Origin of the sequence: Sphaerisporangium dianthi (assembly GCF_042654065.1) — a bacterium.
GTDB lineage: Bacteria > Actinomycetota > Actinomycetes > Streptosporangiales > Streptosporangiaceae > Sphaerisporangium > Sphaerisporangium dianthi.
On sequence record NZ_JBHSFP010000043.1, the window covers coordinates 1 to 26,042 of the forward strand.

At 71.3% G+C, this 26,042-nt stretch carries 23 protein-coding genes; 11 read left to right on the forward strand and 12 right to left on the reverse strand.

The window, feature by feature from the left end:
• Together groEL and ACFO60_RS36500 are read left to right on the forward strand one after the other, a co-directional pair.
• A partial coding sequence (groEL, locus tag ACFO60_RS36495) for a chaperonin GroEL (protein ID WP_380850494.1) occupies window positions 1-1,204 on the forward strand: 1,204 nt, incomplete at its 5' end.
• Between the two features lie 356 nt (window positions 1,205-1,560).
• On the forward strand, window positions 1,561-1,728 hold the full coding sequence (locus ACFO60_RS36500; protein WP_380850497.1) for a hypothetical protein: 168 nt from the start codon (window positions 1,561-1,563) through the stop codon (window positions 1,726-1,728).
• A gap of 153 nt (window positions 1,729-1,881) precedes the next feature.
• On the opposite strand, the gene ACFO60_RS36505 is transcribed toward ACFO60_RS36500, so the two are convergent.
• The gene (locus tag ACFO60_RS36505) at window positions 1,882-2,325 is read right to left on the reverse strand and encodes a phage tail protein (RefSeq protein WP_380850499.1); all 444 of its coding nucleotides are present in this window, start codon (window positions 2,323-2,325) and stop codon (window positions 1,882-1,884) included.
• Between the two features lie 137 nt (window positions 2,326-2,462).
• On the opposite strand from ACFO60_RS36505, the gene ACFO60_RS36510 reads away from it, so the two are divergent.
• Window positions 2,463-3,086, forward strand: a complete 624-nt coding sequence (locus ACFO60_RS36510; RefSeq protein ID WP_380850502.1) for a hypothetical protein — start codon at window positions 2,463-2,465, stop codon at window positions 3,084-3,086.
• Window positions 3,087-3,207: 121 nt separating this feature from the next.
• Here the strand turns inward: ACFO60_RS36510 and ACFO60_RS36515 are convergent, their stop codons facing one another.
• The 8 genes from ACFO60_RS36515 to prcB form a co-directional block, all read right to left on the reverse strand.
• Window positions 3,208-4,785, reverse strand: coding sequence for an N-acyl-D-amino-acid deacylase family protein (locus ACFO60_RS36515; RefSeq protein ID WP_380850505.1), 1,578 nt, complete (start codon window positions 4,783-4,785; stop codon window positions 3,208-3,210).
• Entirely contained in the window at window positions 4,785-6,038 is a 1,254-nt protein-coding gene (locus tag ACFO60_RS36520; RefSeq protein WP_380850508.1) for an amino acid deaminase, read from the reverse strand. The genes ACFO60_RS36515 and ACFO60_RS36520 overlap by 1 nt, the downstream gene beginning before the upstream one ends.
• Before the next feature lie 199 nt (window positions 6,039-6,237).
• The gene (locus ACFO60_RS36525; protein WP_380850511.1) at window positions 6,238-6,723 is read right to left on the reverse strand and encodes a DUF3291 domain-containing protein; all 486 of its coding nucleotides are present in this window, start codon (window positions 6,721-6,723) and stop codon (window positions 6,238-6,240) included.
• A gap of 32 nt (window positions 6,724-6,755) precedes the next feature.
• Window positions 6,756-7,391, reverse strand: a complete 636-nt coding sequence (locus ACFO60_RS36530) for a helix-turn-helix transcriptional regulator (RefSeq protein WP_380850514.1) — start codon at window positions 7,389-7,391, stop codon at window positions 6,756-6,758.
• A 131-nt stretch (window positions 7,392-7,522) separates the two neighbouring features.
• Window positions 7,523-8,467, reverse strand: coding sequence for an FKBP-type peptidyl-prolyl cis-trans isomerase (locus ACFO60_RS36535; protein WP_380850517.1), 945 nt, complete (start codon window positions 8,465-8,467; stop codon window positions 7,523-7,525).
• A 297-nt stretch (window positions 8,468-8,764) separates the two neighbouring features.
• Window positions 8,765-10,123 (reverse strand): Pup--protein ligase, encoded by a 1,359-nt coding sequence (pafA, locus tag ACFO60_RS36540; RefSeq protein ID WP_380850520.1) that lies wholly within the window; start codon window positions 10,121-10,123, stop codon window positions 8,765-8,767.
• Between the two features lie 202 nt (window positions 10,124-10,325).
• A complete protein-coding gene (gene prcA / locus ACFO60_RS36545; protein WP_380850633.1) occupies window positions 10,326-11,117 on the reverse strand; it encodes a proteasome subunit alpha in 792 nt (263 codons plus the stop codon).
• A 39-nt stretch (window positions 11,118-11,156) separates the two neighbouring features.
• A complete protein-coding gene (gene prcB / locus ACFO60_RS36550) occupies window positions 11,157-11,972 on the reverse strand; it encodes a proteasome subunit beta (RefSeq protein ID WP_380850636.1) in 816 nt (271 codons plus the stop codon).
• A gap of 247 nt (window positions 11,973-12,219) precedes the next feature.
• On the opposite strand from prcB, the gene ACFO60_RS36555 reads away from it, so the two are divergent.
• The 6 genes from ACFO60_RS36555 (at window position 12,220) to ACFO60_RS36580 (ending at window position 21,311) form a co-directional block, all read left to right on the forward strand.
• On the forward strand, window positions 12,220-13,605 hold the full coding sequence (locus ACFO60_RS36555) for an extracellular solute-binding protein (RefSeq protein ID WP_380850523.1): 1,386 nt from the start codon (window positions 12,220-12,222) through the stop codon (window positions 13,603-13,605).
• A 406-nt stretch (window positions 13,606-14,011) separates the two neighbouring features.
• Window positions 14,012-14,896 carry a carbohydrate ABC transporter permease gene (locus ACFO60_RS36560; protein ID WP_380850526.1) on the forward strand — a complete coding sequence of 295 codons (885 nt, stop codon included), beginning with the start codon at window positions 14,012-14,014 and terminating at the stop codon, window positions 14,894-14,896.
• Complete coding sequence (locus tag ACFO60_RS36565; RefSeq protein WP_380850529.1) at window positions 14,893-15,780, forward strand: carbohydrate ABC transporter permease; 888 nt, start codon at window positions 14,893-14,895, stop codon at window positions 15,778-15,780. The genes ACFO60_RS36560 and ACFO60_RS36565 overlap by 4 nt, the downstream gene beginning before the upstream one ends.
• Window positions 15,777-16,841 (forward strand): ABC transporter ATP-binding protein, encoded by a 1,065-nt coding sequence (locus tag ACFO60_RS36570; RefSeq protein ID WP_380850532.1) that lies wholly within the window; start codon window positions 15,777-15,779, stop codon window positions 16,839-16,841. The genes ACFO60_RS36565 and ACFO60_RS36570 overlap by 4 nt, the downstream gene beginning before the upstream one ends.
• On the forward strand, window positions 16,838-18,073 hold the full coding sequence (locus ACFO60_RS36575; RefSeq protein WP_380850535.1) for a CehA/McbA family metallohydrolase: 1,236 nt from the start codon (window positions 16,838-16,840) through the stop codon (window positions 18,071-18,073). The genes ACFO60_RS36570 and ACFO60_RS36575 overlap by 4 nt, the downstream gene beginning before the upstream one ends.
• Window positions 18,074-18,170: 97 nt before the next feature.
• Window positions 18,171-21,311, forward strand: a complete 3,141-nt coding sequence (locus ACFO60_RS36580; RefSeq protein ID WP_380850538.1) for a glycoside hydrolase family 38 N-terminal domain-containing protein — start codon at window positions 18,171-18,173, stop codon at window positions 21,309-21,311.
• Between the two features lie 13 nt (window positions 21,312-21,324).
• Here the strand turns inward: ACFO60_RS36580 and ACFO60_RS36585 are convergent, their stop codons facing one another.
• On the reverse strand, window positions 21,325-21,783 hold the full coding sequence (locus ACFO60_RS36585; protein ID WP_380850541.1) for a MarR family winged helix-turn-helix transcriptional regulator: 459 nt from the start codon (window positions 21,781-21,783) through the stop codon (window positions 21,325-21,327).
• Between the two features lie 159 nt (window positions 21,784-21,942).
• On the opposite strand from ACFO60_RS36585, the gene ACFO60_RS36590 reads away from it, so the two are divergent.
• On the forward strand, window positions 21,943-22,707 hold the full coding sequence (locus ACFO60_RS36590; protein ID WP_380850544.1) for an SDR family NAD(P)-dependent oxidoreductase: 765 nt from the start codon (window positions 21,943-21,945) through the stop codon (window positions 22,705-22,707).
• A 162-nt stretch (window positions 22,708-22,869) separates the two neighbouring features.
• On the opposite strand, the gene ACFO60_RS36595 is transcribed toward ACFO60_RS36590, so the two are convergent.
• Window positions 22,870-23,079 (reverse strand): ubiquitin-like protein Pup, encoded by a 210-nt coding sequence (locus ACFO60_RS36595; RefSeq protein WP_189167324.1) that lies wholly within the window; start codon window positions 23,077-23,079, stop codon window positions 22,870-22,872.
• Window positions 23,080-23,470: 391 nt separating this feature from the next.
• Between ACFO60_RS36595 and ACFO60_RS36600 the strand changes: the two genes are divergently transcribed.
• Window positions 23,471-24,355, forward strand: a complete 885-nt coding sequence (locus ACFO60_RS36600; protein WP_380850547.1) for a serine/threonine-protein kinase — start codon at window positions 23,471-23,473, stop codon at window positions 24,353-24,355.
• A 143-nt stretch (window positions 24,356-24,498) separates the two neighbouring features.
• Here ACFO60_RS36600 and dop read toward each other — a convergent pair whose 3' ends face one another.
• Entirely contained in the window at window positions 24,499-26,016 is a 1,518-nt protein-coding gene (gene dop, locus ACFO60_RS36605) for a depupylase/deamidase Dop (protein WP_380850550.1), read from the reverse strand.
• Window positions 26,017-26,042 lie beyond the last annotated feature (26 nt).

Below are 26,042 nucleotides of genomic sequence, written 5' to 3' on the forward strand. Positions count from 1 at the left end.
GGAGCAGATCGCTTCCACCGCCTCCATCTCCGCCGGCGACACCCAGATCGGCGAGATGATCGCCGAGGCCATGGACAAGGTCGGCAAGGAAGGCGTCATCACCGTCGAGGAGAGCAACGCCTTCGGCCTGGAGCTCGAGCTCACCGAGGGCATGCGCTTCGACAAGGGCTACATCGCGCCGCACTTCGTCACCGATACCGACCGGTTCGAAGCGGTCCTGGACGACCCGTATCTCCTGATCGCCGACTCCAAGATCTCCTCCAACAAGGACCTTCTCCCCATCCTCGACAAGATCGTGCAGGCCGGCAGGCCGATCCTGGTCATCGCCGAGGACGTCGAGGCGGAGGCCCTGACCACCCTGATCTTGAACAAGCTGAAGGGACTGCTGAGGACGGTCGCCGTCAAGGCCCCCGGCTTCGGCGACCGCCGCAAGGCCATGCTCGCCGACATCGCGACGCTCACCGGCGGCCAGGTCATCTCCGAGGACCTCGGCCTGCGGCTGGAGAACACCACGCTGGACCTGCTGGGCCGGGCCAAGCGGGTCGTGGTGACCAAGGACGAGACGACCATCGTCGACGGCTACGGTGACTCCGAGCAGATCGCCGGCCGGGTCGGCCAGATCCGCGCCGAGATCGAGAGCACCGACTCCGACTACGACCGCGAGAAGCTCCAGGAGCGCCTCGCCAAGCTGGCCGGCGGCGTCGCCGTCATCAAGGCCGGCGCGGCGACCGAGGTCGAGCTCAAGGAGCGCAAGCACCGCATCGAGGACGCCGTCCGCAACGCCAAGGCCGCCGTCGAAGAGGGCATCGTCCCCGGCGGAGGCGTCGCCCTGCTGCAGGCCGGGGCCCGGGTGTTCGACGGCCTCGACCTGCCCGGCGACGAGGCCACCGGCGCGTCCATCGTCCGCAAGGCCCTAGCGGAGCCGCTCAAGCAGATCGCGGTCAACGCCGGCCTGGAGGGCGGCGTCGTGGTCGAGCGGGTCCGCAACCTTCCCCCTGGCGAGGGCCTCAACGCGGTCACCGGCGACTACGTCGACATGTTCGGCGCCGGCATCATCGACCCGGCCAAGGTCACCCGCTCGGCACTGCGGAACGCCGCGTCCATCGCGGCGCTGTTCCTCACCACCGAGGCGGTCATCGCCGAGAAGCCCGAGAAGACCCCTGCCGCTCCCGCCATGCCCGGCGGCGGCGACATGGACTTCTGAGCCTCGAAGGAAACGATCAGAACCGCCTTCGGGAACCGCCCTGAGGCGAGGGAGACAGGGGCAGCAGGGCGCGGTCGTACCGCGATCGAGGACGGAGGAGCGGGCGCGGCTGTTCGCGCTGCTCCGCGGCCCGGACGAGGAGTGCGGAGACGAGGGCTGGGTGGAGTTGTACGGGCCGGAGTCGCCCGATGGTTCGGCGGCGACGATCACCGTGAACGGCCGGCCTCACGGAAGCCGGACGAACTGCGAGCGAGTGGCCGACCGGCTCGGCCTGCACCTGGTCTGACTCGACCCCGAGCCGGACTTCTGACACCGGTGGCCGGGCCCGCGCCCCGGCTGCCGTCGTCGCGGGCGCCATGGCCTTCGCGCCTCGAACCGTCGGCCGTCCTGTCCGGGGACGATCCGCCGCGCTCGGCCGCCACCTGCTCGCCAACGTCTTCGAAGCCGGGTTCGAGCCCCGTTCGGAGGGCATCGTCCTGATCGACGTCCCCGCGCTGAAGGCGCGCTTCGTCCGCATCGAGTAGGCGCTGATCACGGTCGGCGGCTTCCAGTGGAGCAACGCGGGGGTCGGTGTGGTCGATCTCAAAGGGAAGGCCGTCGAGCCGCTGATCAAAGCCGACGTCGAGCACGGCTTCATGCCCTGTCTCACCGCTCGCGCGATCAGGGTTGACCTGTCGCTACTCCACCTCCATCCGCTCGTAGGCGACGACGAGTTTCTCGGTGAGGACGCTCGTGTCACCGGACTTCGAGGAGGTGATCTCCAGACTCTTCGGCCGGACGCCGACCAGGTTGTAACGCCTGATCGGCGCGCCCTCGGCGTCGAAGACGATGAGCGCCCCGTTCTCACGGGCGTCGCCCGCCCGGCCGGAGTGGGATTCCTTCATCCATTCGCCGAAGCTGTCATCCGAGGTGAGGCCTCGGGTGAGGGTCACCTCGCCGGCCTTCGGGCGTCCGGGGAGCTTCTTGACGACGACCTTGCCGTCGGGCGTGTTCTCCTTCACCTCGATGACGTCGTGCTCCATCTTCAGACCGGAGATCTCGCCGATTCGCTTGATGACGATCTCGCCCACCTCCAGACCGAAGGAGTGACCGGTCGAACCATCTGAATCCGGCAATGCCATGCTCGGTCTCCTTTACCGCAGAAACGCCCGCGACGAACCTAGTACCGCGCCGAGCTTTCGCCGTGCACCACCTATCGGTCATTCACTGAGATCACGTCAGTACAGTGAAGACCCGGCACCGGCGACAGCGAGGCGACATGAAGACTCCCAAGGCGGCCAGGTCATTGTGGGCATCCCTGACGAGTATTTTCGATCCCACCGAAAAGAACAAGCATCTTGTCGCGATTCTCGGCGTGGTGGTCGCCGTCGCAGCCGGAGTTGCGGCTATTTTAGCTCAGAACGATGACCCGATCGACGGGGCGTGGGTCGAGAGCGTCGAGAAGGCATGCGTCGTCGCCGACAAGAGGATCGACGCGGGACACGAATTGATAGTGGACATCAGCACCATGGGGCCGGGGAACCTTCCCGCGGACCAGACTCAATTGTTCGCATTGCTGCGCCGCAGTTCCGATGGGCTGAAGATTCCGGCCGAAGCGGCCAGGACCTTCGCTTACAACGTCGCGAAGGTCACGCACGCAGAGATGCACGACCGGATCGCCCCATATATCGAGAAGCTTAATTCCAGTAGCACCAAGATCGACCTGTTCACCCAGAGTGGGGACAAATACGATCCCGCGAATCCGGCATCCCTGGCGCTCATCATGGAACAGATATCCGGGGTGGGCGCCGCCATCAGCGACATGAGGAGCGCCTTCCAATCAATCGGCCTGCTGGGACCGGACACGTGCAAAGAGATCTTCCACGACACGGAGATCGGCTAGCCTCGGCATTCCTCTATCGTGACGTCGCCGGCCGGCTGGTTCCCGCTGAGGGCCGATCTCCCGGCTCGGACGGCGCGGGTGCCCGGCCGTCGCGCAGAGCGGGCTCCGGGCACACCACGCGCTATCGTCGCGGCGCCGTCGTCCCATGAGGGGTGCGGCGGAGGGCTCTGCCGGGGAGGGCGCCGGTGGGGTGGCCGTGCTCGATGACCGGGACGCCGGCGACGAGCACGTGGGAGATGCCCTCCGCCTGACGGCGGGGGTCGTCGAAGGTGGCGGCGTCGCGCACCGTCTCGGGGTCGAAGAGCACCAGGTCGGCGTGGTAGCCGGACCGGATCAGCCCGCGGCCGGCGAGCTTGAGCCGCCGGGCCGGGCGGGCGGTGAGATGCGCGACGCACTCCTGCAGGGAGAGGACGCCGAGTTCGCGGACATAGCGGGCGAGGTAGCGGGGAAAGGTGCCCCACGCGCGAGGATGCGGCCGGGCGCCGGTCAGCAGGCCGTCGCTGCCGCCGGTGTGCGCCGGGTGGCGCATGATCGCCTGGACGTTGTCCTCGTCCCCCGCGTGGTGCAGGATCGTGGGCCCGAGGTCGTCGTCGATGAGCAGCCGGCGGAAGTCCTCGAAGTCGCGCACCCTGTCGCCCACGCGAGCGGCGAGCGCGGCGGTGCGGGTGCCGGCGATCTGCACCGTCCTCCAGTCCACGGGAACGCCGTGGCAGCCGTCGCAGCCCTCGACCTCCATGGCGTGCCGGACGCGTTCGGCGGTCGCCGGGTCGCGCAGGCGCGCGAGCGCGTGGGAGGGCCCGCCCTCGGAGGCCCAGCCCGGCAGCAGCGACGCCAGTGTGGTGGAGGCGGGCAGGTAGGGATAGGTGTCCAGGCTGACATCGCAGCCGCCGGCGGCGGCCTCGTCCAGCAGGGCCAGCAGTTCCCCGGCCCGGCCCCTGTTGACCTCGAAGTTCATGGTGGCGTGGGCCAGGTGCAAAGGACAGCCGGAGCGGCGGGAGACCTCGACCATCTCGGCGTAGCCGGCCAGGGCGCCCGCGCCGTAGGAGCGGTGGTGCGGCGCGTAGAACCCGCCGAGCGCGCCGACGACCTCGCACAGCGCGACCAGCTCGTCGGTGCCGGCGTACATGCCGGGACTGTAGGTGAGGCCGGAGGACATGCCGACGGCGCCCTGCTCCATGGCCTCGGCGACCATGCGGCGCTGCTCGGCGATCTCGCCCGCGGTGGCGGGACGGTCGTCCCAGCCGATGACGAGCATGCGCACCGACCCCTGCGGGACCAGGTAGCAGGCGTTGACCGCGATGCCCTGGTCGAGCCGGTCGAGGTACTCCCCCACCGTGCGCCAGTTCCAGTCGAAGCCCTCGGGGTCGCCGTTCCATCCGGCGATCTGCCGGCGGATCTGGGTGAGCGTGGTGTCGTCGACCGGGGCGTAGGACAGGCCGTCCTGGCCGAGCACCTCGCAGGTCACTCCCTGGCTCACCTTGGCCAGGTGGCCGGGTTCGGCCAGCAGCCGCAGGTCGGAGTGGGCGTGCATATCGATGAACCCGGGGGCCAGCGCGAGCCCGTCGCCGTCGACCACGGGGCCGCCGGCGTCGGCGGCGGCTGGGCCGATCTCGGCGATCCGGCCGTCCCTGACGGCCACATGGGCGACGTACGGTTCGGCTCCGGTGCCGTCGACGACGGTGACGTTTCGAAAGAGCATCAGAAGAAGGTCCTCAGCAGGCCGACGATCGTGCCCGCGTCGTCGACGACGGGGATGAGCTTCCACTTGTCCATCGCGGTGCAGGGGTGGGACAGGCCGAGGCGGACGACGTCGCCGCAGGCCAGGTCGCAGGCGGGGTCGACGGCGAGGTAGGCGTGCTGGTCGTTGAGCGCGGTGACGCGGGCGCCCTCCAGCGGGCCCTTGCCGCGCACGTGCTGCGGCTCGGGCAGTCCCTCGTCGAAGGGCAGGTCGCGCTTTCCGGCGTCGAGCAGGGCCAGCCGGGGCTCGGGACGGGAGATGACCCGCGCCCATCCGTGCATGGCCGCGCGGAACGGTTCGCGGGCAGGCGTCCCCGGCCGGGCGGGCTCCCGAGGGCGGAGCGGCGAGATCGCCCGGTAGAAGCCGTCGTCGTGGATGACGTAGGCCCCCGGCCGCAGCACCAGCCGCGCGTCGAGCCCGCCGAGCACGTCCACCACCTGGTCGAAGTACGCGCTGCCGCCGGCCGTCACGATGGGCTCGCCGATCTCGAAGTCCAGGCCCTTGAACAGCTCGCCCAGCCCGCGCAGGTAGCCGCGCACCGCCGCGAGGCCGGCCGTCGAAGCGTCGTGGGCGAAGGATCCCTCGTAGCCGGCGACGCCGGCCAGACGCAGCGTCGGGGCGGCGCGCACCGCCTGGGCGACCTCCCGCGCGGCGGCCGGGCCGCGGGCACCGGTGCGGCCGCCCGGCGCGCCCAGTTCCACGCACACCTCCACCGGCCGCCGCGTCCCGCGCAGGGCGGCGTCCATGATCCGTACAGCTTCCACCGAGTCGGCCCAGCAGATGAAGCGGAACCCGGGATCGCGGTCGATCTCCCGGGCGATCCAGGCTAGCCCGGCCGGGTCCAGCAGCGCGGAGGCGAGCATGAGCCGCGCCACGCCGAATGCCCGGGCGACGCGCAGTTGCGGGAGGTTGGCCAGGGTGATGCCCCAGGCGCCCGCGGCGAGCTGCCGCCGCCACAGCTCGGGGGCCATCGTGCTCTTGCCGTGCGGCATCAGGGTGACGCCGGCCTCGGCCGTCCAGCGGGCCATGAGCGTGATGTTGTGTTCCAGGGCGGTCTCGTCGAGGGTCAGCAGCGGTGTGCCGAAGTCCCGCAGGGCCGGGCCGCCGGCCAGGTAGTCCGCCACCGTGCCGCCGGCGCCGGGGGGCAATGCCTTGTACCGCCAGTCGAGAGGCTCGTCACCGAGCGCGCGGATCATCTCCTCGTCGATGCTCAATCACACCTACCCGATCGCGTTGCGTGGTTTGCAACGTTTGTGCGTTATGTGATGTTGTTCTAGCATCGAGATCATGTGACGGTCAATGTCGGAGTCAAGAAGTGGACGCCGCGCACGATACCGGGCGCGGCGTCGATGAACTCTTGATGACGGGCGGCGCCGCCATACCCCGACAGGGGCTCCCGAAGGGCTCGCCGGCCTATCGCACCAGGCCGTGCTCGCGGTGATCGGCCCCCTCGACGGCGTCGGCCGGGGGCGCGTGGAAGTCGTTGAAGGTGAAGGCCTCGGGGCCCGGCCCGTCCGCCCTGAGGCGTTCGAGCCTGGCCATGCCCTCCCCCAGGGAGGGCGTGTACCCCTGGGGAATCCACCACATGACGGTGTACGGCTCGGCCGCCCGGGTGAACCAGTCGCGGCGGCGGCGCAGCACCTCAAGGTGCGGGCTGCGGTAGACGAAGTTCCACAGCGTCTCGCGGGACTCCCAGACCGAGAAGTTGATCAGCAGCATGTCACCGTAGTCGTGCTGGACGGTGTCAGTGGGGTCCTCCCCTCCCTTCAGACGCCAGACGAACCCGGGGGCCGCGTCGGCGAGCGCGTTGACCGGCTCAAGGCCGGCCACGAAGCCGGCGAGCCGGGGGGCGTCGAGGGGCTCGAGCAGATGGGCGACGTTCAGCTGGGCCAGATGCATGCGCCCAGCAGACCACGCCGCCACCTGTAAAGTCAATCTCCATTGTTTTTAGAGAAGGCGACGCAGCACTCCCCCGGCCGCGGATCCAGCCGGGCGCTCAACCCACCGTCCCCGAGAGCGGACAGCATGCCCTGGCACAGCGCGAGGTTGATCGAGCAGACCAGCAGGGGACGCTCCTCGGCGAGCACGTGGAAGGGGCAGTTGCGCAGGCGGACCGCCCCGTCCTCCTCGTAGGGCTCATAGCCCCGCTCCAGCAGCGCCTCGCGCAGGCCGGCGGCGCCCACCCGCTCCCCGGCCCTGCGGGCGGCGGCCTCCGCGGCCCCCTCTCCGCCGAGCGCGTCCACCGTCTCGGCGAGCACGAGCGCCAGCGTGCGGTAGTCCCGCGGCGGGACGCTGACCTGGCGCTCCCCCTCGGCACGGCGGTACACCTTGGCGGGACGGCCGCTCCCCGGGCCGGTGCGCCCGCTCAGCCGGCGAAACCCCGACTCCAGCAGACCGCTGTCGACCAGCTTGTCCAGATGGAAGGCCGCCAGGGTGCGCCCGACGCCCGCGGCGCGCGCGGCCTCGTCCCGCCCGACGTCCTGCCTCCGCGCCGCCACGTAGTCGTACAGCGCCCGCCGCACGGGATCATGCAGGACGGCGAGAACGTCGAGGTCGTCGTGGCTCACAGCGGCGAGTCTAGGCGTCTTCGACCCATGGAAGCGGCGAGGCCACCGGCGGGACCCCGCCGGTGGCCTTTACAAAGTAGATTCGGTCGGCGCCGAGATCGGCGCCCGCCCGGAACGGCGGACGCCGCGGGTCAGTAGGCGCCGAGGACGTCGACGACGAAGACGAGGGTGTCGGTGCCCTTGATCTTGTCGCCGGAGCCGGCCTTGCCGTAGCCCAGGTCCGGCGGGATGGTGACCAGCACCCGGCTGCCGATCGGGAGCCCGACCAGGCTCTGGTCCCAGCCCTTGATGACCTTGCCGACGCCGATCGGGAACATCACCGGCTCGCCCCGGCCCCAGCTGCTGTCGAACTCCTTGTCGGTGCCCCAGATCTTGCCGGTGTAGTGGACCAGGATCGTCTGACCGGACTTGACCGCCGGGCCGGAGCCCTTGATCACGGTCTTGGTGACCAGACCCTTGGGCGCCGCCTCGCCGGTCTTGGTGGTGAGCTTGGGCGCCTGGTCGCCGCCGGGGTTCTCCAGCTTGACCCCTGAGACCCCGGGGTCGGTCGCGGTGCCCTGGGCGGCCTTGGCGGTGGGCACGCCCATCACGTCGACGACGTAGACACTGGCGATGGAGGTGTTGGCGCCCTGCGACTTGGCCTGCTCGGCCTGGTCCGGGGTCAGGCTGTCCTTGGCGACGACGGCGAGGAACCGCCCGCCGGGCTTGCTGTCCTGGAACGCCTTGTAGACCACGGCGGGGAGCTTCGGATCGACCTTGATGAGCTGCGGCGCGCCGTCGTCGTAGGTGGAGCCGGAGGCGGCGTTGGTCTTGCCGTCCCAGCTGTAGGCGGTGAGGTTGGCGACCACCGAGTCGCCGTCCTTGACCTGCGCGCCCTGGCCGGCGCTGATCGTCTGCGATGACGACGTCGCGGGAGGGGTGCCCTTGGGGAAGGTCACCTGCGGTTTCTTGCCGAACGCGCCCGCCACCTTCACGCCGCTCGTGGACGTGCCGGTCTTGGCGGTGACCTCACCCCCGCTGCCGCAGGCGGCGGCGAACAGCAACGGCAGAGCGGCGAGAAGGGCCAGTCGGCGCATGGGTATCCCTCGGAGAGACGTCACGTTCGCGTCACACTACCCGACACCCATGACCGCACGAGTCGACGCGGCTCGATCTTGCCTAAGCGTGACCCGGCTTTCGGATTGGTTTCGCCCAGGGCCGTCACCGAGCTGGGAAGACGCCCGCCGGGGGCGCGAGGCCGGACGCCGCCGCGCACCCGTTCCCGCGGCTTCGCCGCCGCTGGACGCCCGGTGGCCCGAAACTTTCACGGCCGGTCGGCCCGGCCGCGGGGCCCCGGCGCGTCCGGAGGACGGGCGCGCCGGAGCCCTGGCCGCTCACATGCCGGCGATGAGCTTGTCCACCCGCTCGTCCACGCTGCGGAACGGGTCCTTGCACAGGACGGTGCGCTGGGCCTGGTCGTTCAGCTTCAGGTGCACCCAGTCGACGGTGAAGTCCCTGCGCTTCTCCTGCGCCTTGCGGATGAACTCGCCGCGCAGCCGGGCGCGGGTCGTCTGCGGCGGCACCGACTTGGCCTCGAAGATCTTCAGGTCGGACGCCACGCGCTCGACGGCGCCGCGCCTCTGCAGAAGGTAGAACAGCCCTCTCTTCCGGTGCACGTCGTGGTAGGCGAGGTCGAGCTGGGCCACCCTCGGGGAGGACAGCGGCAGGTCGTACTTGTTGCGGTAGCGCTCGATGAGCTGGTACTTCGTCACCCAGTCGATCTCGCGCGACACCATGTCGAGATCGCCGGTCTCGACGGCCCGCAAAGTGCGCTCCCACAGCTCGAGGACCCTCTGCGTGATGGCGTCCCCGCCGCGGCGGTCGACGAAGTCACGGGCCTTCGAGAGGTACTCCTGCTGGATCTCCAGCGAGGAGGCCTCGCGGCCGTTGGCCAGGCGCACGCGCCTGCGGCCGGTCATGTCATGCGACACCTCGCGGATCGCCCTTATCGGGTTCTCCAGGCTGAGGTCGCGCATGACCGTGCCGGCCTCCACCATGCGCAGCACCAGGTCGGTCGCCCCGACCTTGAGCAGCATCGTGGCCTCGCTCATGTTGGAGTCGCCGACGATGACGTGCAGCCGGCGGAAGCGCTCGGCGTCGGCGTGCGGCTCGTCGCGGGTGTTGATGATCGGGCGCGACCGGGTGGTGGCGCTGGAGACCCCTTCCCAGATGTGCTCGGCGCGCTGGGAGACGCAGTAGACCGCGCCGCGGGGCGTCTGCAGCACCTTGCCCGCCCCGCAGATGATCTGCCGGGTGACGAGGAAGGGGATCAGGACGTCGGCGAGCCGGCCGAACTCGCCGTGCCTGCCCACCAGGTAGTTCTCGTGGCAACCATAGGAGTTGCCCGCCGAGTCGGTGTTGTTCTTGAAAAGGTAGATGTCACCGGCGATGCCCTCTTCGCGTAGCCGCTTCTCGGCGTCGACGAGCAGGCCTTCGAGGATGCGCTCCCCCGCCTTGTCATGGGTGACGAGCTCCACGACGTTGTCACACTCGGGGGTGGCGTACTCAGGATGGCTGCCCACGTCGAGGTACAGGCGGGCGCCGTTGCGGAGGAAGACATTGCTCGATCGGCCCCAGGACACGACTCTGCGGAAAAGGTAGCGCGCCACCTCGTCGGGCGACAGCCTGCGCTGCCCCCTGAACGTGCAGGTGACGCCGTACTCGTTCTCCAAGCCGAAGATGCGACGATCCATCACATCACACTATGTCCCCCGGACGCCGGAGGGGAGAGATCTTCGCCGGGTTTCGGGGCGAGGAACCCCTACCGTGACCTCCGGTAAGCGCAGATCTCCACCATTTCATCCGATCTTGCCCCGCTCGTGGGGTCACGAACGGCCGCGTCCCGGCGCCTCCGGGCGGGAGGAGCCGGGACGCGGCCGGACACGAGGCGAGAGCTCAGTCGCCCGAGCCGGTGTCGATCTCGCCTTCGGGGGCGGTGGCCGGGCTGGTGCCCGTGCCGGGCTCCTCGGCCTCGCCGGCGGGCGGCACGGACTCGGCGGGCGGCGCGGCGGCGCCGATGAGCCGTTCGAGGCGGGCGCCCGTCAGCCGCTGGAACTTGCGGTGCTCACGGGTGCGGTCGAGGACCGCGACCTCCAGCTGGGACACGGGCGGACGCTCGCCGCCGGGCTCGGTCAGCGCGGCCAGGCCGGCGTCCAGGGCCTCCGAAAGCGGCATGCCCTGGCGGAAGTGGTCCTTCAGGCGGCCGGCGACCGTGTCCGCCACGCCGCCCATCACCACGAACCCGTGCTCGTCGGTGACCGAGCCGTCGAAGGTGAGGCGGTAGATCTGGTCGTCCTCGGGGGCGTCCCCGATCTCGGCGACGACGAGCTCGACCTCGTACGGCTTGCGCGACTCGGTGAACACCATGCCGAGAGACTGGGCGTACAGGTTGGCCAGGCCCCGGGCGGTGACGTCGCTGCGGTCGTAGGTGTAGCCGTTGATGTCGGCGTAGCGGATGCCGCCCAGGCGCAGGGCCTCGAACTCGTTGTACTTGCCGACCGCGGCGAAGCCGATGCGGTCGTAGATCTCACTGATCTTGTGCAGCGCCCGGGAGGCGTTCGGGGCGACGAACAGAATGCCGTTCTCGTACTGCAGCACCACGACGCTGCGACCGCGCGCGATGCCCTTCCGCGCGAAATCGGCCTTGTCCCGCATCTCCTGTTCGGGGGACACATATCCAAAGGGCATGGACACCGGTGGTGATCCTCTCGTGGCCGTGAGTGGTGATTAGCGCAGCGGGGCGGTCGGGCCGTCGGGGTCGCTCATGCGGCGGTCCAGCACCTGCCGGACGTAGCCCTCGACCTCCTCGTCGGACAGGCGGCGGTAGCCGTCCTCGGTGATCACCGAGATCAGCGGCCAGATCCTGCGGGTGACGTCGGGACCGCCGGTCGCCGAGTCGTCGTCCGCGGCGTCGTAGAGCGACTCGACGCAGGCGAGCACGGTGTCCTCCAGGGAGGCGCTCTCGCGGTAGAGCTTCTTCAGAGCTCCGCGCGCGAACAGCGAGCCCGAGCCGATCGAGGCGTAGTTGGTCTGCTCGTACGGGCCGCCGCCCACGTCGTAGGAGAAGATGCGGCCGGTTCCGGTGTCCTCGTCGTAGGCCGCGAACAGCGGCACCACGACCATGCCCTGCATCGCCATCGGCAGGTTCGCGCGGATCATCGCGCCGAGCCGGTTGGCCTTGCCCTCGACCGACAGCATGCGGCCTTCGCGCTTCTCGTAGTGCTCCAGTTCGACCAGGTAGAGCCGGGCGAGCTCGATGCCGGTGCTGGCCGCGCCCGCGATGCCCACGCACGAGTAGTCGTCGGTGCGGAAGACCTTCTGCATGTCCTTCTGGGAGATGTAGTTGCCGGAGGTCGCCCGCCGGTCGCCCGCCATGACGACACCCCCCGCGAACGCCGCCGCGACGATGGTCGTGGCATGCGGGATCTGGTCGCCCACGGAAGCCGCCAGGGACTCGAATCTCCCCGGGAGGAGCCCCGGAGCATAGGACCCGACGAACTCGGTGAACGACGTCGACCCGGTGTCCAGGAACAGGTTGTTCATCCAGCCCCGCTGTGCCGCCACGCGACTCCCTCCCAAGCGCCTTACAACTCCTACGCCGACCCTACTCGTGGTGCTGTCGTGGATGCACTTCCCACGATCAGCTCACGGCGAACCGCTTTCGCCCATCCAGCCTCATCTTCCCCAAAAATATCCTTTACGGATCAGACCGGGCATGCAATTGTCGAGTTGTCGTGACATGACAACAGGCAAACCCCCACCCCCTCGTCCCCAAGGGGAGGTCCTTCCGTTGAGACTCGCACGATCCCTCGCCGTGATGACCGCCACCGCCACCGCCACCGCCCTCTCCCTCACCGCGTGCGGCTCGGGAGGATCCTCCGGAGGCGATGAGACCACCGTGACGATCACGGCCAACGCCATCTCGGGCGGCAAGAACGCCGCCACCGCCGACTGGACCAAGGACTGGCTGATCCCCAAGTTCGAAGAGGCCCAGAAGGCCAAGGGCAAGACCGTCCACGTGCTGTTCCAGCCGAACGGCGTCGACGACGAGCAGTACAAGACGAAGATCGCGCTCGACCTGAAGTCAGGGGCCGGGGCCGACGTGATCGACATGGACGGCATCTGGATCGGCGAGTTCGCCCAGGCCGGGTACATCAAGCCGCTGGCGGAGTCGGCCGGGCCCGAGGTCGACCAGTGGGAGGGCTGGAGCCGGATCCCCGAGGCGGTGCAGGGCCTCGGCATCTTCGAGGGCAGGAAGTACGGCCTGCCGCAGGGCACCGACGCGCGCGTCCTGTTCTACAACAAGACCCTGTTCGCCAAGGCCGGCCTGCCCGCCGACTGGCAGCCCAAGAGCTGGCAGGAGATCATCGACGCCGGGACCGCGCTGAAGAAGGCCGGCGTCCCCACGCCCCTGCAGATCAACGCCGGCACCGCGATGGGCGAGGCCACCAGCATGCAGGGCGCGCTGCCGCTGCTCGCCGGCACGGGCACCGAGATCCTCTCCGGCGGCAAGTGGACCGGCGCCTCGCAGGGGCTCAAGGACGTCCTCGGCTTCTACCGGCAGATCTACACCACCGGCCTCGGCGATCCCCGCCTCCAGCAGGAGGCCAAGGGCCGCGACAAGTCCTTCCAGGAGTTCGCCGACGGCAAGATCGGTGTCCTGGCCGAGGGCGACTACTTCTGGCGCTCGGTCGTCGAGCCCAAGGCCGGCGTCGCGCCCATGCCGGACCGCGACAAGACCGTCGGCTATGCGATGATCCCCGCCAAGCAGCCCGGGGCCGGGATCCGCGGCCAGGACTTCGTCAGCATGTCCGGCGGCGCCGCGCGCGTGCTCAACCCCAAGTCGAAGAACATCAAGCTCGCCTGGGAACTGCTGTCGTTCATGCACTCGGCCGAGGCCACCAAGGCCGGACTGGCGGGCGAGGCCCGGATCACCTCCCGCACCGACGTGAACGACGAGGTGCTGGCCCCTGACCCGATGCTCGGCTTCGTCGCCCAGAAGGTCCTGCCGCTCACCAGCTACCGCCCCGGCCTCGCCGTCTACCCGCAGGTCTCGGTCGCCCTCCAGGAGGCGACGGCCGACGTCGTCTCCGGCAAGACCGTCGACGAGGCCGCCGCCGCCTACCAGAAGAAACTCGAATCCCTGGTCGGCGGCCCCGCCAACATCTCCCAGTGATCGGGGACCCCCCGGTGATCGTCGACCAGTCCCCCAAGCGCCCGAACCCGTCCGGACGCGCCGGTGTCGTGCCCCAAGGGCACCGGCTCAAGGGCGCCCGAACGCCGCGCGAGCGAAGCGAGCGCCATGAACACAGCGTTCGGGCGCGCCGGTGTCGTGACGAGGAGAGAGCGAGTGCGAGGAACGAGCGCTCGTGAACGACGAGGAAGGACGCCGGCTCAAGGGCGCCCGAACGCCGCGCGAGCGAAGCGAGCGCCATGAACACAGCGTTCGGGCGCGCCGGTGTCGTGACGAGGAGAGAGCGAGTGCGAGGAACGAGCGCTCGTGAACGACGAGGAAGGACGCCGGCTCAAGGGCGCCCGAACGCCGCGCGAGCGAAGCGAGCGCCATGAACACAGCGAGCGCCATGAGCACTGACGCGGCCGGGCTGGGTAAGGGCAGGGCGGTGGGGTTCGTTCTGCCCGCTCTGGTCCTCATCGGAGTGTTCCTGATCTTCCCCGCCCTCTGGACGATCTATCTCGGGCTCACCGACTACAGGCTCACCGGCCTCGCGGCCGCCGATCCGCGGGTCGTGGGCCTTTCCAACTACACCGAGGCGCTCGGAGACGAGCGGTTCCGCACCTCGCTGTGGCTGACGACGCAGTTCGTGCTCGGCTCGGCGATCATCGGGCAGGCGGGGCTGGGCTTCGCGATCGCCTGGGCGCTGCGCAACCGCGCGGGCCCGGTGAAGCGGGTGGTCGAGGGCCTGGTGCTGCTGGCGTGGATCCTGCCCTCGTCGGTGGTGGCGTTCCTGTGGATCGCCCTGCTGGACCGGGACCAGGGCACGCTGAACGCCCTGCTGCACACGCCCGGGTTCGCCTGGCTGCTGGACCACCCGATGCTGTCGATCATCGTCTTCAACACCTGGCGGGGCACCGCGTTCTCGATGATGCTGTACGGGGCGGCGCTTTCGAACGTGCCGCCTTCGCATCTGGAGACGGCCCGGCTGGCGGGGGCCTCCACCTTCCAGCAGTTGCGCGACGTGGTGTTCCCCAGGATCAGGGGGCACATGCTGACCAACCTGCTGCTGATCAGCCTGTGGACGTTCAACGACTTCACGAGCTTCCAGATCACGGCGGGCGGCCCGGAGGGCCGGTCGGAGATCCTGCCGGTCTACATCTACAACGTCGCCCTCAGCGGCGGCAGGCTCGGCTTCGGCGCCGCGGTGTCCTTCCTGGTCCTGATCATCAACCTGGTGCTGGCGCTGGTGTATCTCCGGCTGCTGCGCGGCCGGCGGGGGGTGGCGGCGTGACCGTACGAGAGGACCGCCGGGCCGGAGGGCCGGCCACCGCCCCGGCGGCGCGGGCGGACACCGCGCGGGTGCGCCACGCGCTGGCGGTGATCGGGCGGGCCACGTTCCTGGCGGCCGTCGCCGGGTTCTTCGCGCTGCCGCTGCTGTGGCTGGCGACCGCCCCGTTCGACGCCCACCCGACGATCACCGCGTCGGTGCCGGAGTTCACGCTGGGCAACTTCCGGTCGCTGCTCGACAATCCGTACGTGCTCACCTCGCTCGGCAACTCGGTGCTCCAGTCGGCGGGCAGCGCGGTGCTGGTCGTGGTGCTGGCGGCGCTGGCGGCGTACGCGTTGTCGCGGGTGCGCATCCCCGGCAGGGACGCCCTGCTGTACGTGCTGCTGCTGCTGTCGTCGGTGGTCACCGGCACCGCGGCCATGGTGCCGATCTTCGAGCTGGCCACCCGGCTCAACCTGGTCGACACCCACCTCGGCGTCGTGCTGACGCTGTCGGGCGGGCTGCTCCCGGCGGCGATCTTCATCCTGAAGGACTTCATGGACGGCACGCCGACCTCCTACGAGGAGTCGGCGCGGGTGTTCGGCGCGAGCCCGCTGCAGATCCTTTGGCACATCGTGGTGCCGGTGGTCAGGCCGGGGCTGGCGACGATCGCGGTGTGGGCGGTGGCCTCGGTGTGGGGCAGCTTCCTGACGCCGTTCATCCTGCTGCGCGACCCGGAGAAGTCCCCCGGCGCGGTGATCCTCTACACGCTCTACACCGAGGGCGGCTCGCCACGCCTGGACCTGATCTCGACGTTCGCGCTGCTGTACTCCCTCCCTGTCGTCCTCATGTACGTGTTCGTCAGCCGCAAGTACGGCTTCCGCTTCCACGGAGGGATCAAACGGTGATCTCGCTGCACGGCCTGACCAAGGAGTTCCCCGGCGGGGTCCGGGCGGTCGACGCCCTGGACCTGGAGATCGCCGACGGGGAGTTCTTCGCGCTGCTCGGCCCCTCCGGGTGCGGCAAGACGACCCTGCTGCGCACGATCGCGGGGCTGGAGACCCCCACCTCGGGCCGGATCACGATCGGCTCGGCCGACGTGACGGCCCTGCCGCCCGGACGGCGGGACGTGGCCATGGTCTTCCAGGACTACGCCCTGTTCCCGCACATGGACGTCACCGCCAACATCGCCTACCCGCTGCGGATCAAGAAGGTGCCCCGCGCCGAGCGGGAGGCGAAGGCGGCGGAGACGGCCGCGCGGCTGAGCCTGTCGGAGCTGCTCGCCCGGCGGCCGGGCCAGTTGTCGGGCGGCCAGCAGCAGCGGGTGGCGCTGGCGCGGGCCATCGCCTGCCACCCCACGGTGTTCCTGTTCGACGAGCCGCTGTCCAACCTCGACGCCCGGATGCGCCTCGAGGCCAGGACGTTCCTCAAGCGCCTCCAGCGTGAGCTGGCCGTCACCACGGTGTTCGTGACCCACGACCAGAGCGAGGCGCTGGCCATGGCCGACCGCATCGCGGTCATGTCCGCCGGGCGGATCATGCAGGTGGGCACGCCGTCGGAGGTGTTCCAGCGGCCCTCCAGCACGTTCGTGGCCTCCTTCATCGGCTCGACGCCGATGAACCTGCTGCCCGGCGTGGTCAAGGACGGCGCGCTGCGGGTGGCCGGGGCCGTCCTCCCGCTGCCCGCGGGGCTCGCCGGCGGCGAGGAGATCGTGTACGGGCTGCGCCCGGAGTACATGGACCTGTCGGCCTCAGCGCGCGAGGACGCCTTCGCCGGCCGGGTCTCGGTGGTGGAGAACCTGGGCACGTCCTTCCTGGTGACGCTCGAAGTGACGGAAGGCTCCGGCGAGCACCTGGTCCAGGCTGTGGTCCCCGAGGACGCCGAACCCGCGCCCGGCGACGCCGCCTGGGCCGTCCCGCGCCATCCGCGCGCCCTGATGTACCGCGACGGAGAGCTGGTGGCCTCGTGACCGCCCTCCCCGCGATCAGGCTCAGCGGCCGGTGGACGCTGGACGACCGGCTGGTCAAGCAGGTGTGGGGCGTGCCGTTCGAGCTGCCGGCCGGCGCGCGCGCGTTCACGGTGGAGCTGTCCTACGACCGCTCCGCCGCCGTGCTCGACCTCGGCTGCGAGGGTCCCGGCCGCTTCCGGGGCTGGTCGGGCGGCGCCCGCTCGCGCTACACGATCGCGCCCTCGTGGGCGACGCCGGGTTACCTGCCAGGCGAGCCCGAGCCTGGCGCCTGGCAGGTGCTGGTCGGCCTGTACCGCGTCCCGCTGGACGGGGTGGCCTACGAGGTCACCGTGACGCCGTACGCCGTGCCGCCCGCGCCGCCGGAGCCGCCCGCCGCTCCCCCACCGTCCCCGGTGGCGCCCGCCTCGGCGCGCCGGGGACTGCCGGCGCTGGACGGGCTGCGGTGGCAGGCCGGCGAGCTGCACGCCCACACCGTGCACTCCGACGGCGTCCTCACCATCGATGAGCTCGCGGCGCTCGCCCGTTCGGAAGGGCTGGACTTCCTGGCGGTCACCGACCACAACACCGTCAGCCACCACGCCGCGCTGCCCGGGGCACAGGCGCGAGCCGGGATCACGCTCATCCCCGGCCAGGAGGTCACCACCGACCTCGGCCACGCCAACGCCTTCGGCGACATCGGCTGGATCGACTTCCGGCGACCCGCCGACGACTGGGCGCGGGAGGTGCGCGACCAGGACGGGCTGCTGTCGGTCAATCACCCGCTGGGCGCCGACTGCGCGTGGCGCCACCCGTTCACCGAGCGGCCCCGCACCGCCGAGGTCTGGCACTCGGGGTGGTGGGACCGCACGTGGGGAGCCCCGCTGTCCTGGGCGCAGGCGTGGCGCGACGACGTGGTCTACATCGGGGGCGGCGACTTCCACCGTCCCGAGGAGAACCACCCGCCCGGCGCGCCGTCCACGTGGGTGCTGGCGGAGCCGTCCGCGGGCGGCTCGGCGGGCGCGGCGATCGTGGAGGGCATCCGCGCGGGCCGCACGGCGGTCTCGGCCGGCCCCGGCGGGCCGCTGCTGCTGCGGCACGGCGCGGAGTTCCTGGTGCTGGACGCCGACGGGCTGGTGCTGTGGGGGCCCGAACACCGGGCGGTGATCCGCGGCGACCGCGTCACGCTCCCTGCCCGCCCGGGGCCGCACCGCCTGGAGACCACCCGCAACGAGGTCATGGCCCTGTGCACCTGACCCTCCGCGCTCCCACGCCGCCACCGGACGGGCGGGCGCGCGCCCTCGCCAGAAGCTCCCATCGTCGCCAGACGCACGTCCCGGCCGGAGGCACGCCGTGAACGAGATCGTCGTCGTCCCGCACACCCACTGGGACCGCGAGTGGTACCTGCCGTTCCAGCGCTTCCGCATGGGCCTGGTACGGATGCTGGACGAGGTCCTCGACACCATGGCGGCCGACCCGGCCTACCGGTTCACGATGGACGGCCAGCTCGCCGCGGTCGAGGACTACCTGGAGATCCGTCCCGAGCGCCGGGACGAACTCGCACGGTTCGTCCGCGAGGGACGTTTCGGCGCCGGCCCCTGGACGATCCTCGCCGACGAGTTCCTGTGCTCGGGCGAGACGCTGATCCGCAACCTCGAGTACGGGCTGCGCGGCGCCCGCGAGCTCGGCGGGGCCATGGAGGTCGGGTACCTCCCCGACCAGTTCGGGCACTGCGCGCAGATGCCGCAGATCCTGGCCCTGGCGGGGCTGCCGGTCGCCTGCCTGTGGCGGGGGGTGCCCGCCGGGGTCGGACGCGACGTGTTCGCCTGGGAGGGCGCCGACGGCACGGTGATCCGCACCCAGTACATGCCCGGCGGCTACGGGAACGCGGTGGCCCTGTTCACCGGCCCGGAGGAGGGGCTCGGCGACCGGGTGGCCGTATTCGCCGACACGATGCGTCCCTGGCGCGCCGAGGGACCGCTGCTGGCCATGTACGGCGCCGACCATTCGGCGCCGGCGGCCGGCATCACCGGGGCCGGGCTGCGCCTGGCCACCCTCGGCGAGTACCTGGCCTCGGCGGGCGCGTTCGAGGGCGCCGAACGGCCGCCGGTCGTCCGGGGCGAGCTGCGCTCCCACGCCCGCGCCAACATCCTGCCCGGCGTGATCTCCGCCCGCGTCCACCTCAAGCAGGCCATGGGCCGCGCCGAACGCGTCGTCATCCGCTACGCCGAACCGCTGTCCGCCCTCTGGCTCGGCGAGCCGGCGGTCACGAGCGGCCGCGTCGGCCCAGGCCGGACTGATGAGCGCGGCGGCCCAGACGAGCGCGGCGGACCGGGCGAGCACAGCGGACGGGGCGAGCGCGGCGCACCGGGCGAGCACAGCGCAGGCGAGCACGGCGGACCGGGCGAAGGCGGGCGCGGTGGGCGGGACAGGCGCGGCGAGGGCGAGCGCTCGGCGAGCCGGCGGCTGATCGAGCTGGCCTGGCGCGGGCTGGTCGCCTGCAGCGGCCACGACTCCATCACCGGGTGCGGCGCGGACGAGACCGCCCAGCAGGTCGGGGCGCGGATCGCCGAGGCCGAGCAGATCGGGCAGGCGGTGGTCGACCTGGTGAGCGCCTCGCTCGCCGCGACCGCGCGGCGCGACCAGCTCGTGGTCGTCAACCCTTCCCCGTTCGCGCGCACCGCGCTGGTACTGGCCGACCTGCCTGCGCATCGGTCCGGGCTCGCCGCCCACGACGGCTCGGCGGTGGAGGTGCAGCGGCTGGAGGAGGCCCCGACTCTGCTCGACGAGTCGGCCATGGACGATCTGGACGCGCTGCTCGGGCGCGTTCACGAGCGGGAGCTGTTCGGCCACGAGATCGTCTCCTGGTCGGCCGGCGACGGGGTGTTCACGATCGTGGTGGGCCGGCACGCCTCCACCCCCTACCGTCACGCCGACCTGAAGGCCGCCGTCAAGGCGGCGTCCGCCGCCCGCCCGGGCCCGTGGCTGGTCCGCACGGTCGCCGAGCCGGTCGTCACCGTGGCCGCCCGCGTCCACGTCCCGGCCCTCGGCCGCACGACCCTCACCTCCGTCCCCGCCCCGGAACCCCCCGGCCTGGAAACCCCCGGCCCGGAAACCGTCCTCACCGGGGAGACCTCCGGCCCCGGATCCGGTCGCGTGCCCGTGCCCGGCCCGCAGGACCCTGGAGGGCGAGGGGGCGCGCCGGCCGGCGGCGGCGCCCCGGGGGCGCGGGGGGCCGGGCTCCGCGCGCTGGACAACGGGCTGCTGCGCGTGGAGGCCGAGGATGACGGCACGCTGACGCTCAGCACGCCGTCCGGCCTGGTCGCCCGGGGTGTCGGCCGGGTCGTCGACGGCGGGGACGCGGGCGACACCTACAACCACGCCCCGCCGGCGGGCGACCGCCTCGTGGACGTCCCGGCGTGGGTCACGGTCACGCCGGTGTGCTCGGGCCCGCTGGTGTCGGTGATGGAGATCGCCCGCGGATACCGCTGGCCGGCCGGGGTGGCGGGCGCGGCCCGCTCGGCGGAGGAAGCCGAGGTCGCCGTCACCACCCGCGTGGAACTGCGGGCCGGTGAACCGTACGCGAGGATCGCCGTCTCCTTCGACAACCCGTGCCGCGACCACCGCGTGCGCTGGCACGCGTCCCTTCCCTGCCCGGCCGCCGAGTCGTTCGCCGGCGGCCAGTACGCCGTCGTGCGGCGCGGGCTGACCGCGGAGGGGGGCGGCGGGGAGGAGCCGCTGCCCACCTTCCCCGCCTCGGGCTTCGTCGCCGCCGGAGGCCTGGCCGTGTTCCTCGCGCACGTCAGCGAGTACGAGCTCCTCCCGTCGCGATCCGGGCGCCCGGACGCCGGCGCCGGAACGGCGGCGGGTGAGATGGCGGTGACGATGGTGCGGGCGGTGGGGTTCCTGTCGCGCAACGACAACGCCTACCGCGATGAACCGGCCGGCCCGCAGATCGCCACACCGGCGGCCCAGTGCCCGGGCCCGGTCACGGCCCGCTTCGCGGTGCACCTGTACGAGGGCGCCTGGGATCAGGCCGGCCTTCCCCGCCTCGCCGAGGAGCACGACCTCGACCTGCTGGCCGTGCCCGGCTCGGCGCCCGCCGGCTCCCCCTCGGGCGCCGGCGCCGCTGCCGGCTCGAACGCGAGCGGGCCGGGCGCGGACGGGCCGCGTTCGCCCGGCGCCGCCACGGCGGGGACGGTTCCGGCGGGTTCCGGGGCCGGCGGCGCCGGGAACGGCACGGCGCCTGTGTCCCGGCTGGAGGTGACCGGTGACGGCGTGACGCTCGGGGCGCTGCGCGAGCGCGACGGCCGGCTGGAGGCCCGCCTGGTGGCCCTGCATCCGGCGGCGACGGAGGCGGTGATCACAGGCGCGTTCACCTCCGCCTGGCTGGCGGACGCCCTGGGCCGGCCGATCGGCCCGCTGGAGACCGCAGGGGGCGTCCTGCGGCTCCCCCTGCGCGCCTTCGAGATCGCGACGGTGCACCTGGCCTGAACGGGGGCCCGCGTCAGTCGTCGCTCGCGACGCGCTGGATCGCATGGGCGAGCCGGGCCAGATCGATGCCTTCGAGGTGGTCGAGGAAGTGCCGGCGCACGCTGGCCAGGTTGTCGGGCCATGCTCGTTCCAGGCGGGTGAGGCCGGCGTCGGTGAGGACGGCGTTCCACCCGCGGGCGTCGTCGTCGCATCTGACCCGTTCGATCAGGCCCTGACCCGCGAGGCGGGTGACGATGCGGGTCATCCCGCTCAGCGAGAGCTCGCAGGCGGCCGCGAGGTCTCCCATGCGCATCCGCCGATGCGGCGCCTCGGACAGCCGCATCAGGGTGATGAACTCGATGAGCGGCAAGCGCTGCCCGCGCATCATGTCGGCGTCGATCGCGCGCGGCAGCGCGTACATCACTCGAGTCAGCGCCCGGAGCAGCGCGTTCTCATCGGGGGTCAGCGGCCGCGGCGGCCGGGCTGTGGTCATGGACCAGGATTTTACTTGCTTCACGAAGAAACTACTCTATATTACTTGCTTGACGAAACAAGGATTTAGCCGGAGGCCGCCGGGCTCGCCGGTGGCGGCGCGGCCGCCCGCACGAGCCCGGACGCCATCGACGCCGATCACGCACCAAAGGAGCGCCCCATGGGAACGCTTGACGGGAAAGTAGTGCTCATCACCGGCACCGCGGGAGGCATGGGCCGCGTCGCGTCGCTGGTCTTCGCGCGAGAGGGCGCGAAGGTCGTCGGATGCGACATCCAGGCCGACCTCAACGACGAGACGGTCGAACTCGTGCGCCGCGGCGGCGGTGAGATGACGGGCGTCGCGCCCATCGACCTCACCGACCCGGATCAGGCGCGGCGGGTCGTCGAGGAAGCCGTGACCGCCTACGGCGGGCTCGACGTGGTCTACAACAACGCGGCCTATGTGCGCTTCGGCCCGATGCCCGACCTCTCCGTCGACGACTGGAAGGCGACCGTGGCCGGCGAGCTCGACATGCCCTTCCTGGTGTCGAAGTTCGCGTGGCCCCACCTGGTCCGGCGCGGCGGCGGCGTCATCATCAACGTCGCGTCCATGGCCGGCATGATCGCCGGCAGAGTTCCCCCGATGGTCGCGCACAGTGCGGCCAACGCCGGTGTCATCGGCATGACGCGGCAGTTCGCGCTCGAAGGCGCGCGCCATGGGATCCGTGCGGTGGCGATCAGCCCCGGGCCCGTCCTGAGCCCGGCCAGCGAACGCGATCTCGGCGACGACAAGGCGGCCCGGGACGCGATCACCGGTAAGACGCTTCTCGGGCGCTTCGCCCGGCCTGAGGAGATCGTGGAGGTGGCGGCCTTCCTCGCGTCCGACCGGGCGTCCTACATCACAGGGGCCAACGTCCCGGTCGACGGCGGCGCGACCGCCTGGTAGCGCCGGCGGGAGCCGGGCCGGGCCGCCCTCTGGGGCGGGAGGGCCGGCGGCGGGGGCCGTCCGGCCGTGAGGCCGCGCCGCCCCCGGGGGACGGCGCGGGGCTCATGGTGCCCGAACGCCCTCCGGGGGCCGCGTACGCCTCTGGGTGGCGCGGGCCGGCCCCTACTGGCCGCCCTTCTGCACGTAGCTGCGGACGAACTCCTCGGCGTTCTCCTCGAGAACCTCGTCGATCTCGTCGAGGATCGCGTCGACGTCGTCAGTGAGCTTTTCCTGACGCTCCTGGACGTCCGGAGACGCCTGTGCCTCGGTCTCCTCGACCTCGGTCTCCTGCCGGCCGGTCTGCTTCTGGCCGCCGGTGTCCTTCGTCGCCATGTGGTACCTCCGCTTGGGGGACGCATCTGATTCATATCTTCCCCGAACCGGACGACATTTCGCGCGGATCGTCCCGTGATCCACGCCAGAAGCCCGCAGGAAGACCGTCCCGTCAGACAACCTCCCCGGAACAGGCCGCCGTAAATCTGCTGACTTGCCACGATTTATCCGCCCGGAAGGTCCACGATCCGCCCGCCGAGGGCCGCATCGCCGGGATCGAACCCGACGGGCCGCATGCACCCGCCCGGCCGCCACGCTCATGCCGGACTGAGATAAATCAGATCGTCACCCCCGCTCATATGGCATTCTGTGAAGATCCGCCCATAGGCATCCCGCTCCGAACGGAGCGGCCGTGGGGGCAGGGTCACGATGCCGGATATGAACGGGTGAAATGAAAGCGGACCACGCACAGCTGCTCGGAGATCGCTACCGGCTGACCTCGCCGCTGGGCCAAGGTGGCATGGGAATCGTCTGGCGCGCGCACGACAGGCGCCTGGCCCGCGACGTGGCGATCAAGGAACTGCGCCCGTCGCAGCACGGCGACCGGTTCGACGTGCACACGGCGAGGCGCCACGCGCTGCGCGAGGCCCGCTCGGCCGCCCGGCTCAGCCATCCGGCCATCGTCACCGTCCACGACCTGCTGGAGGAGGACGGCCGCCTCTGGATCGTCATGGAGCTGGTGGAGGCGCTGACCCTGCAGGCGACGGCCTGGCACCTCGGCCGCCTGCCGGTCCACTGGACGGCGTGGATCGGCTTCCACCTGCTGAGCGGCCTGCGGCACGCCCACGCGGCCGGCGTCCTGCACCGCGACATCAAGCCCGGGAACGTGCTACTGACCGGCGAGCGGGTCGTGCTCAGCGACTTCGGCATCGCGGTGCTCCAGGACGAGACCCCCCACACCACCACCATGCCGATCGTCGGCTCCCCCGGCTACATCGCCCCCGAGCGCCTGAACGGCCACCCGGCGACGCAGGCGGCCGACCTGTGGTCGTTCGGCGCCACGCTGTACTTCGCGGTCGAGGGCAGGCCGCCGGCCGGCGGCGCGGGGGGCGACATTCTCGCCACCCGCCCGCCCGAGCAGTCGCGCCCGCCCCGGCGGGCCGGCGCCCTGCGCAGGCTGCTGGAAGGGCTGCTGGAGCCCGACCCGGCCGAGCGGCTCACCAGCGACCAGGCCGCGCTGCTGCTGTCGGAGATCCTGCGCAAGGAGGGCATCGCGGTGCCGCCCATGCGCCTGACCGGAAGCGGGATCTTCCCGCCCGGCGCCTTTACGATGTAGATCTGCACCGGGCGGCGGCATCGGCCTCGCCGATCACGACGAAGGCGCGCCGCCCACCGGAATGCCCAGGCCCTGCCGGGCGGCGGCCGCTTCGCGCGCCGGGCGCTCCCGCCCGGCGCGAGGCCGGGCGGGAGCGCGGCGGCTCAGCGCTCGCCGGTGAGAGCGCTCACCAGGTCGGCGGCGGTGCGGCAGCGGTCGAGCAGCTCTCCCACGTGGGCCTTGGTGCCGCGCAGCGGCTCCAAGGTGGGCACGCGTTGCAGGGACTCGCGGCCGGGGATGTCGAAGATCACAGAGTCCCACGAGGCGGCCGCCACCGACTCGCTGTACTGGCGCAGGCATCGGCCGCGGAAGTAGGCCCGGGTGTCGTTGGGCGGCAGCTCGATCGCCCGCTGGACGTCGTCCTCGGTGACCAGGCGCTGCATGCGCTCGCGGGCGACCAGGCGGTTGTACAGGCCCCGCTCGGGGCGGATGTCGGAGTACTGCAGGTCGACCAGCTGCAGCCGCGGGTGCGACCAGGGCAGCCCGTCGCGCGAGCGGTACCCCTCGAGGATCTCGAGCTTGGCCACCCAGTCGAGCTCTCTGGACAGCTGCATGGGGTCCTCGGCGAGGCGGGTGAGCACCGACTCCCAGCGGTTGAGCACGTCCTTGGTCATGTCGTCGACGGCCGCGCCGAAGCGGTCCTCGACGTACTTGCGGGCCTGCTCGAGATACTCCATCTGGAGCTGGACGGCGGTCATCTTGCGCCCGTCGCGCAGGGTGATCTCGTGCTTGCACGTCGGGTCGTGGGAGACCGCGCGCAGGGCCGCCACGGGGCTCTCGACCGACAGGTCGCCGGTGAGGAAGCCGTCCTCGATCATCGCCAGCACCAGGGCGGTGGAGCCCAGCTTGAGGTAGGTGGAGATCTCGGACATGTTGGCGTCGCCGATGATGACGTGCAGGCGGCGGTACTTCTCGGGATCGGCGTGCGGCTCGTCGCGGGTGTTGATGATCGGCCGCTTCAGGGTGGTCTCGAGCCCGACCTCGACCTCGAAGAAGTCGGCCCGCTGGCTGATCTGGAAGCCCTCGCCGCGGGAGTCCTGCCCGATGCCGACCCGCCCGGCGCCGCAGACCACCTGCCGGGACACGAAGAACGGGGTCAGGTGGCGCACGATGTCGGCGAAAGGCGTGGCGCGCCGCATGAGGTAGTTCTCGTGACAGCCGTAGGAGGCGCCCTTGTTGTCGGTGTTGTTCTTGTAGAGCTGGATGGGAGCGTTCCCCGGCATGGCGGAGGCGCGGACGGCGGCGTCGTGCATGACGCGCTCGCCGGCCTTGTCCCAGATCACCGCCGCGCGGGGGTTGGTGCACTCGGGGGTGGAGTACTCGGGGTGGGCGTGGTCGACGTAGAGCCGGGCCCCGTTGGTCAAGATGACGTTGGCCAGCCCGAGATCCTCGTCGGTGAGCTGGGTGGGGTCGGCGATCTCGCGGGCCAGGTCGAAGCCGCGGGCGTCGCGAAGTGGATTCTCCTCCTCGAAGTCCCATCTGGCCCGGCGCGCCCGGGCGGCAGAGGCCGCCAGATAGGCGTTGACCACCTGTGAGGAGGTCACCATCGCGTTCGCGCCCGGCTGCCCGGGTACGGAAATGCCGTACTCGGTCTCGATGCCCATCACCCGCCGTACCGTCACGCTCTCAGCCCTTCATCTGTGCTCTC

Excerpts from the sequence above, each read along its gene's own strand:
- ACFO60_RS36525 (WP_380850511.1), bottom strand. The coding sequence starts at position 6,723 with ATGCATCTGGCCCAGCTGAACGTCGCCCATCTGCTCGAGCCCCTCGAC.
- ACFO60_RS36515 (WP_380850505.1), bottom strand. The coding sequence starts at position 4,785 with ATGCTCTTTCGAAACGTCACCGTCGTCGACGGCACCGGAGCCGAACCG.
- ACFO60_RS36590 (WP_380850544.1), top strand. The coding sequence starts at position 21,943 with ATGGGAACGCTTGACGGGAAAGTAGTGCTCATCACCGGCACCGCGGGA.
- prcA (WP_380850633.1), bottom strand. The coding sequence starts at position 11,117 with ATGCCCTTTGGATATGTGTCCCCCGAACAGGAGATGCGGGACAAGGCC.
- ACFO60_RS36500 (WP_380850497.1), top strand. The coding sequence starts at position 1,561 with ATGGCCTTCGCGCCTCGAACCGTCGGCCGTCCTGTCCGGGGACGATCC.
- ACFO60_RS36510 (WP_380850502.1), top strand. The coding sequence starts at position 2,463 with ATGAAGACTCCCAAGGCGGCCAGGTCATTGTGGGCATCCCTGACGAGT.
- ACFO60_RS36595 (WP_189167324.1), bottom strand. The coding sequence starts at position 23,079 with ATGGCGACGAAGGACACCGGCGGCCAGAAGCAGACCGGCCGGCAGGAG.
- ACFO60_RS36560 (WP_380850526.1), top strand. The coding sequence starts at position 14,012 with ATGAGCACTGACGCGGCCGGGCTGGGTAAGGGCAGGGCGGTGGGGTTC.
- pafA (WP_380850520.1), bottom strand. The coding sequence starts at position 10,123 with ATGGATCGTCGCATCTTCGGCTTGGAGAACGAGTACGGCGTCACCTGC.
- ACFO60_RS36585 (WP_380850541.1), bottom strand. The coding sequence starts at position 21,783 with ATGACCACAGCCCGGCCGCCGCGGCCGCTGACCCCCGATGAGAACGCG.
- ACFO60_RS36505 (WP_380850499.1), bottom strand. The coding sequence starts at position 2,325 with ATGGCATTGCCGGATTCAGATGGTTCGACCGGTCACTCCTTCGGTCTG.
- prcB (WP_380850636.1), bottom strand. The coding sequence starts at position 11,972 with ATGAACAACCTGTTCCTGGACACCGGGTCGACGTCGTTCACCGAGTTC.
- ACFO60_RS36600 (WP_380850547.1), top strand. The coding sequence starts at position 23,471 with ATGAAAGCGGACCACGCACAGCTGCTCGGAGATCGCTACCGGCTGACC.
- ACFO60_RS36535 (WP_380850517.1), bottom strand. The coding sequence starts at position 8,467 with ATGCGCCGACTGGCCCTTCTCGCCGCTCTGCCGTTGCTGTTCGCCGCC.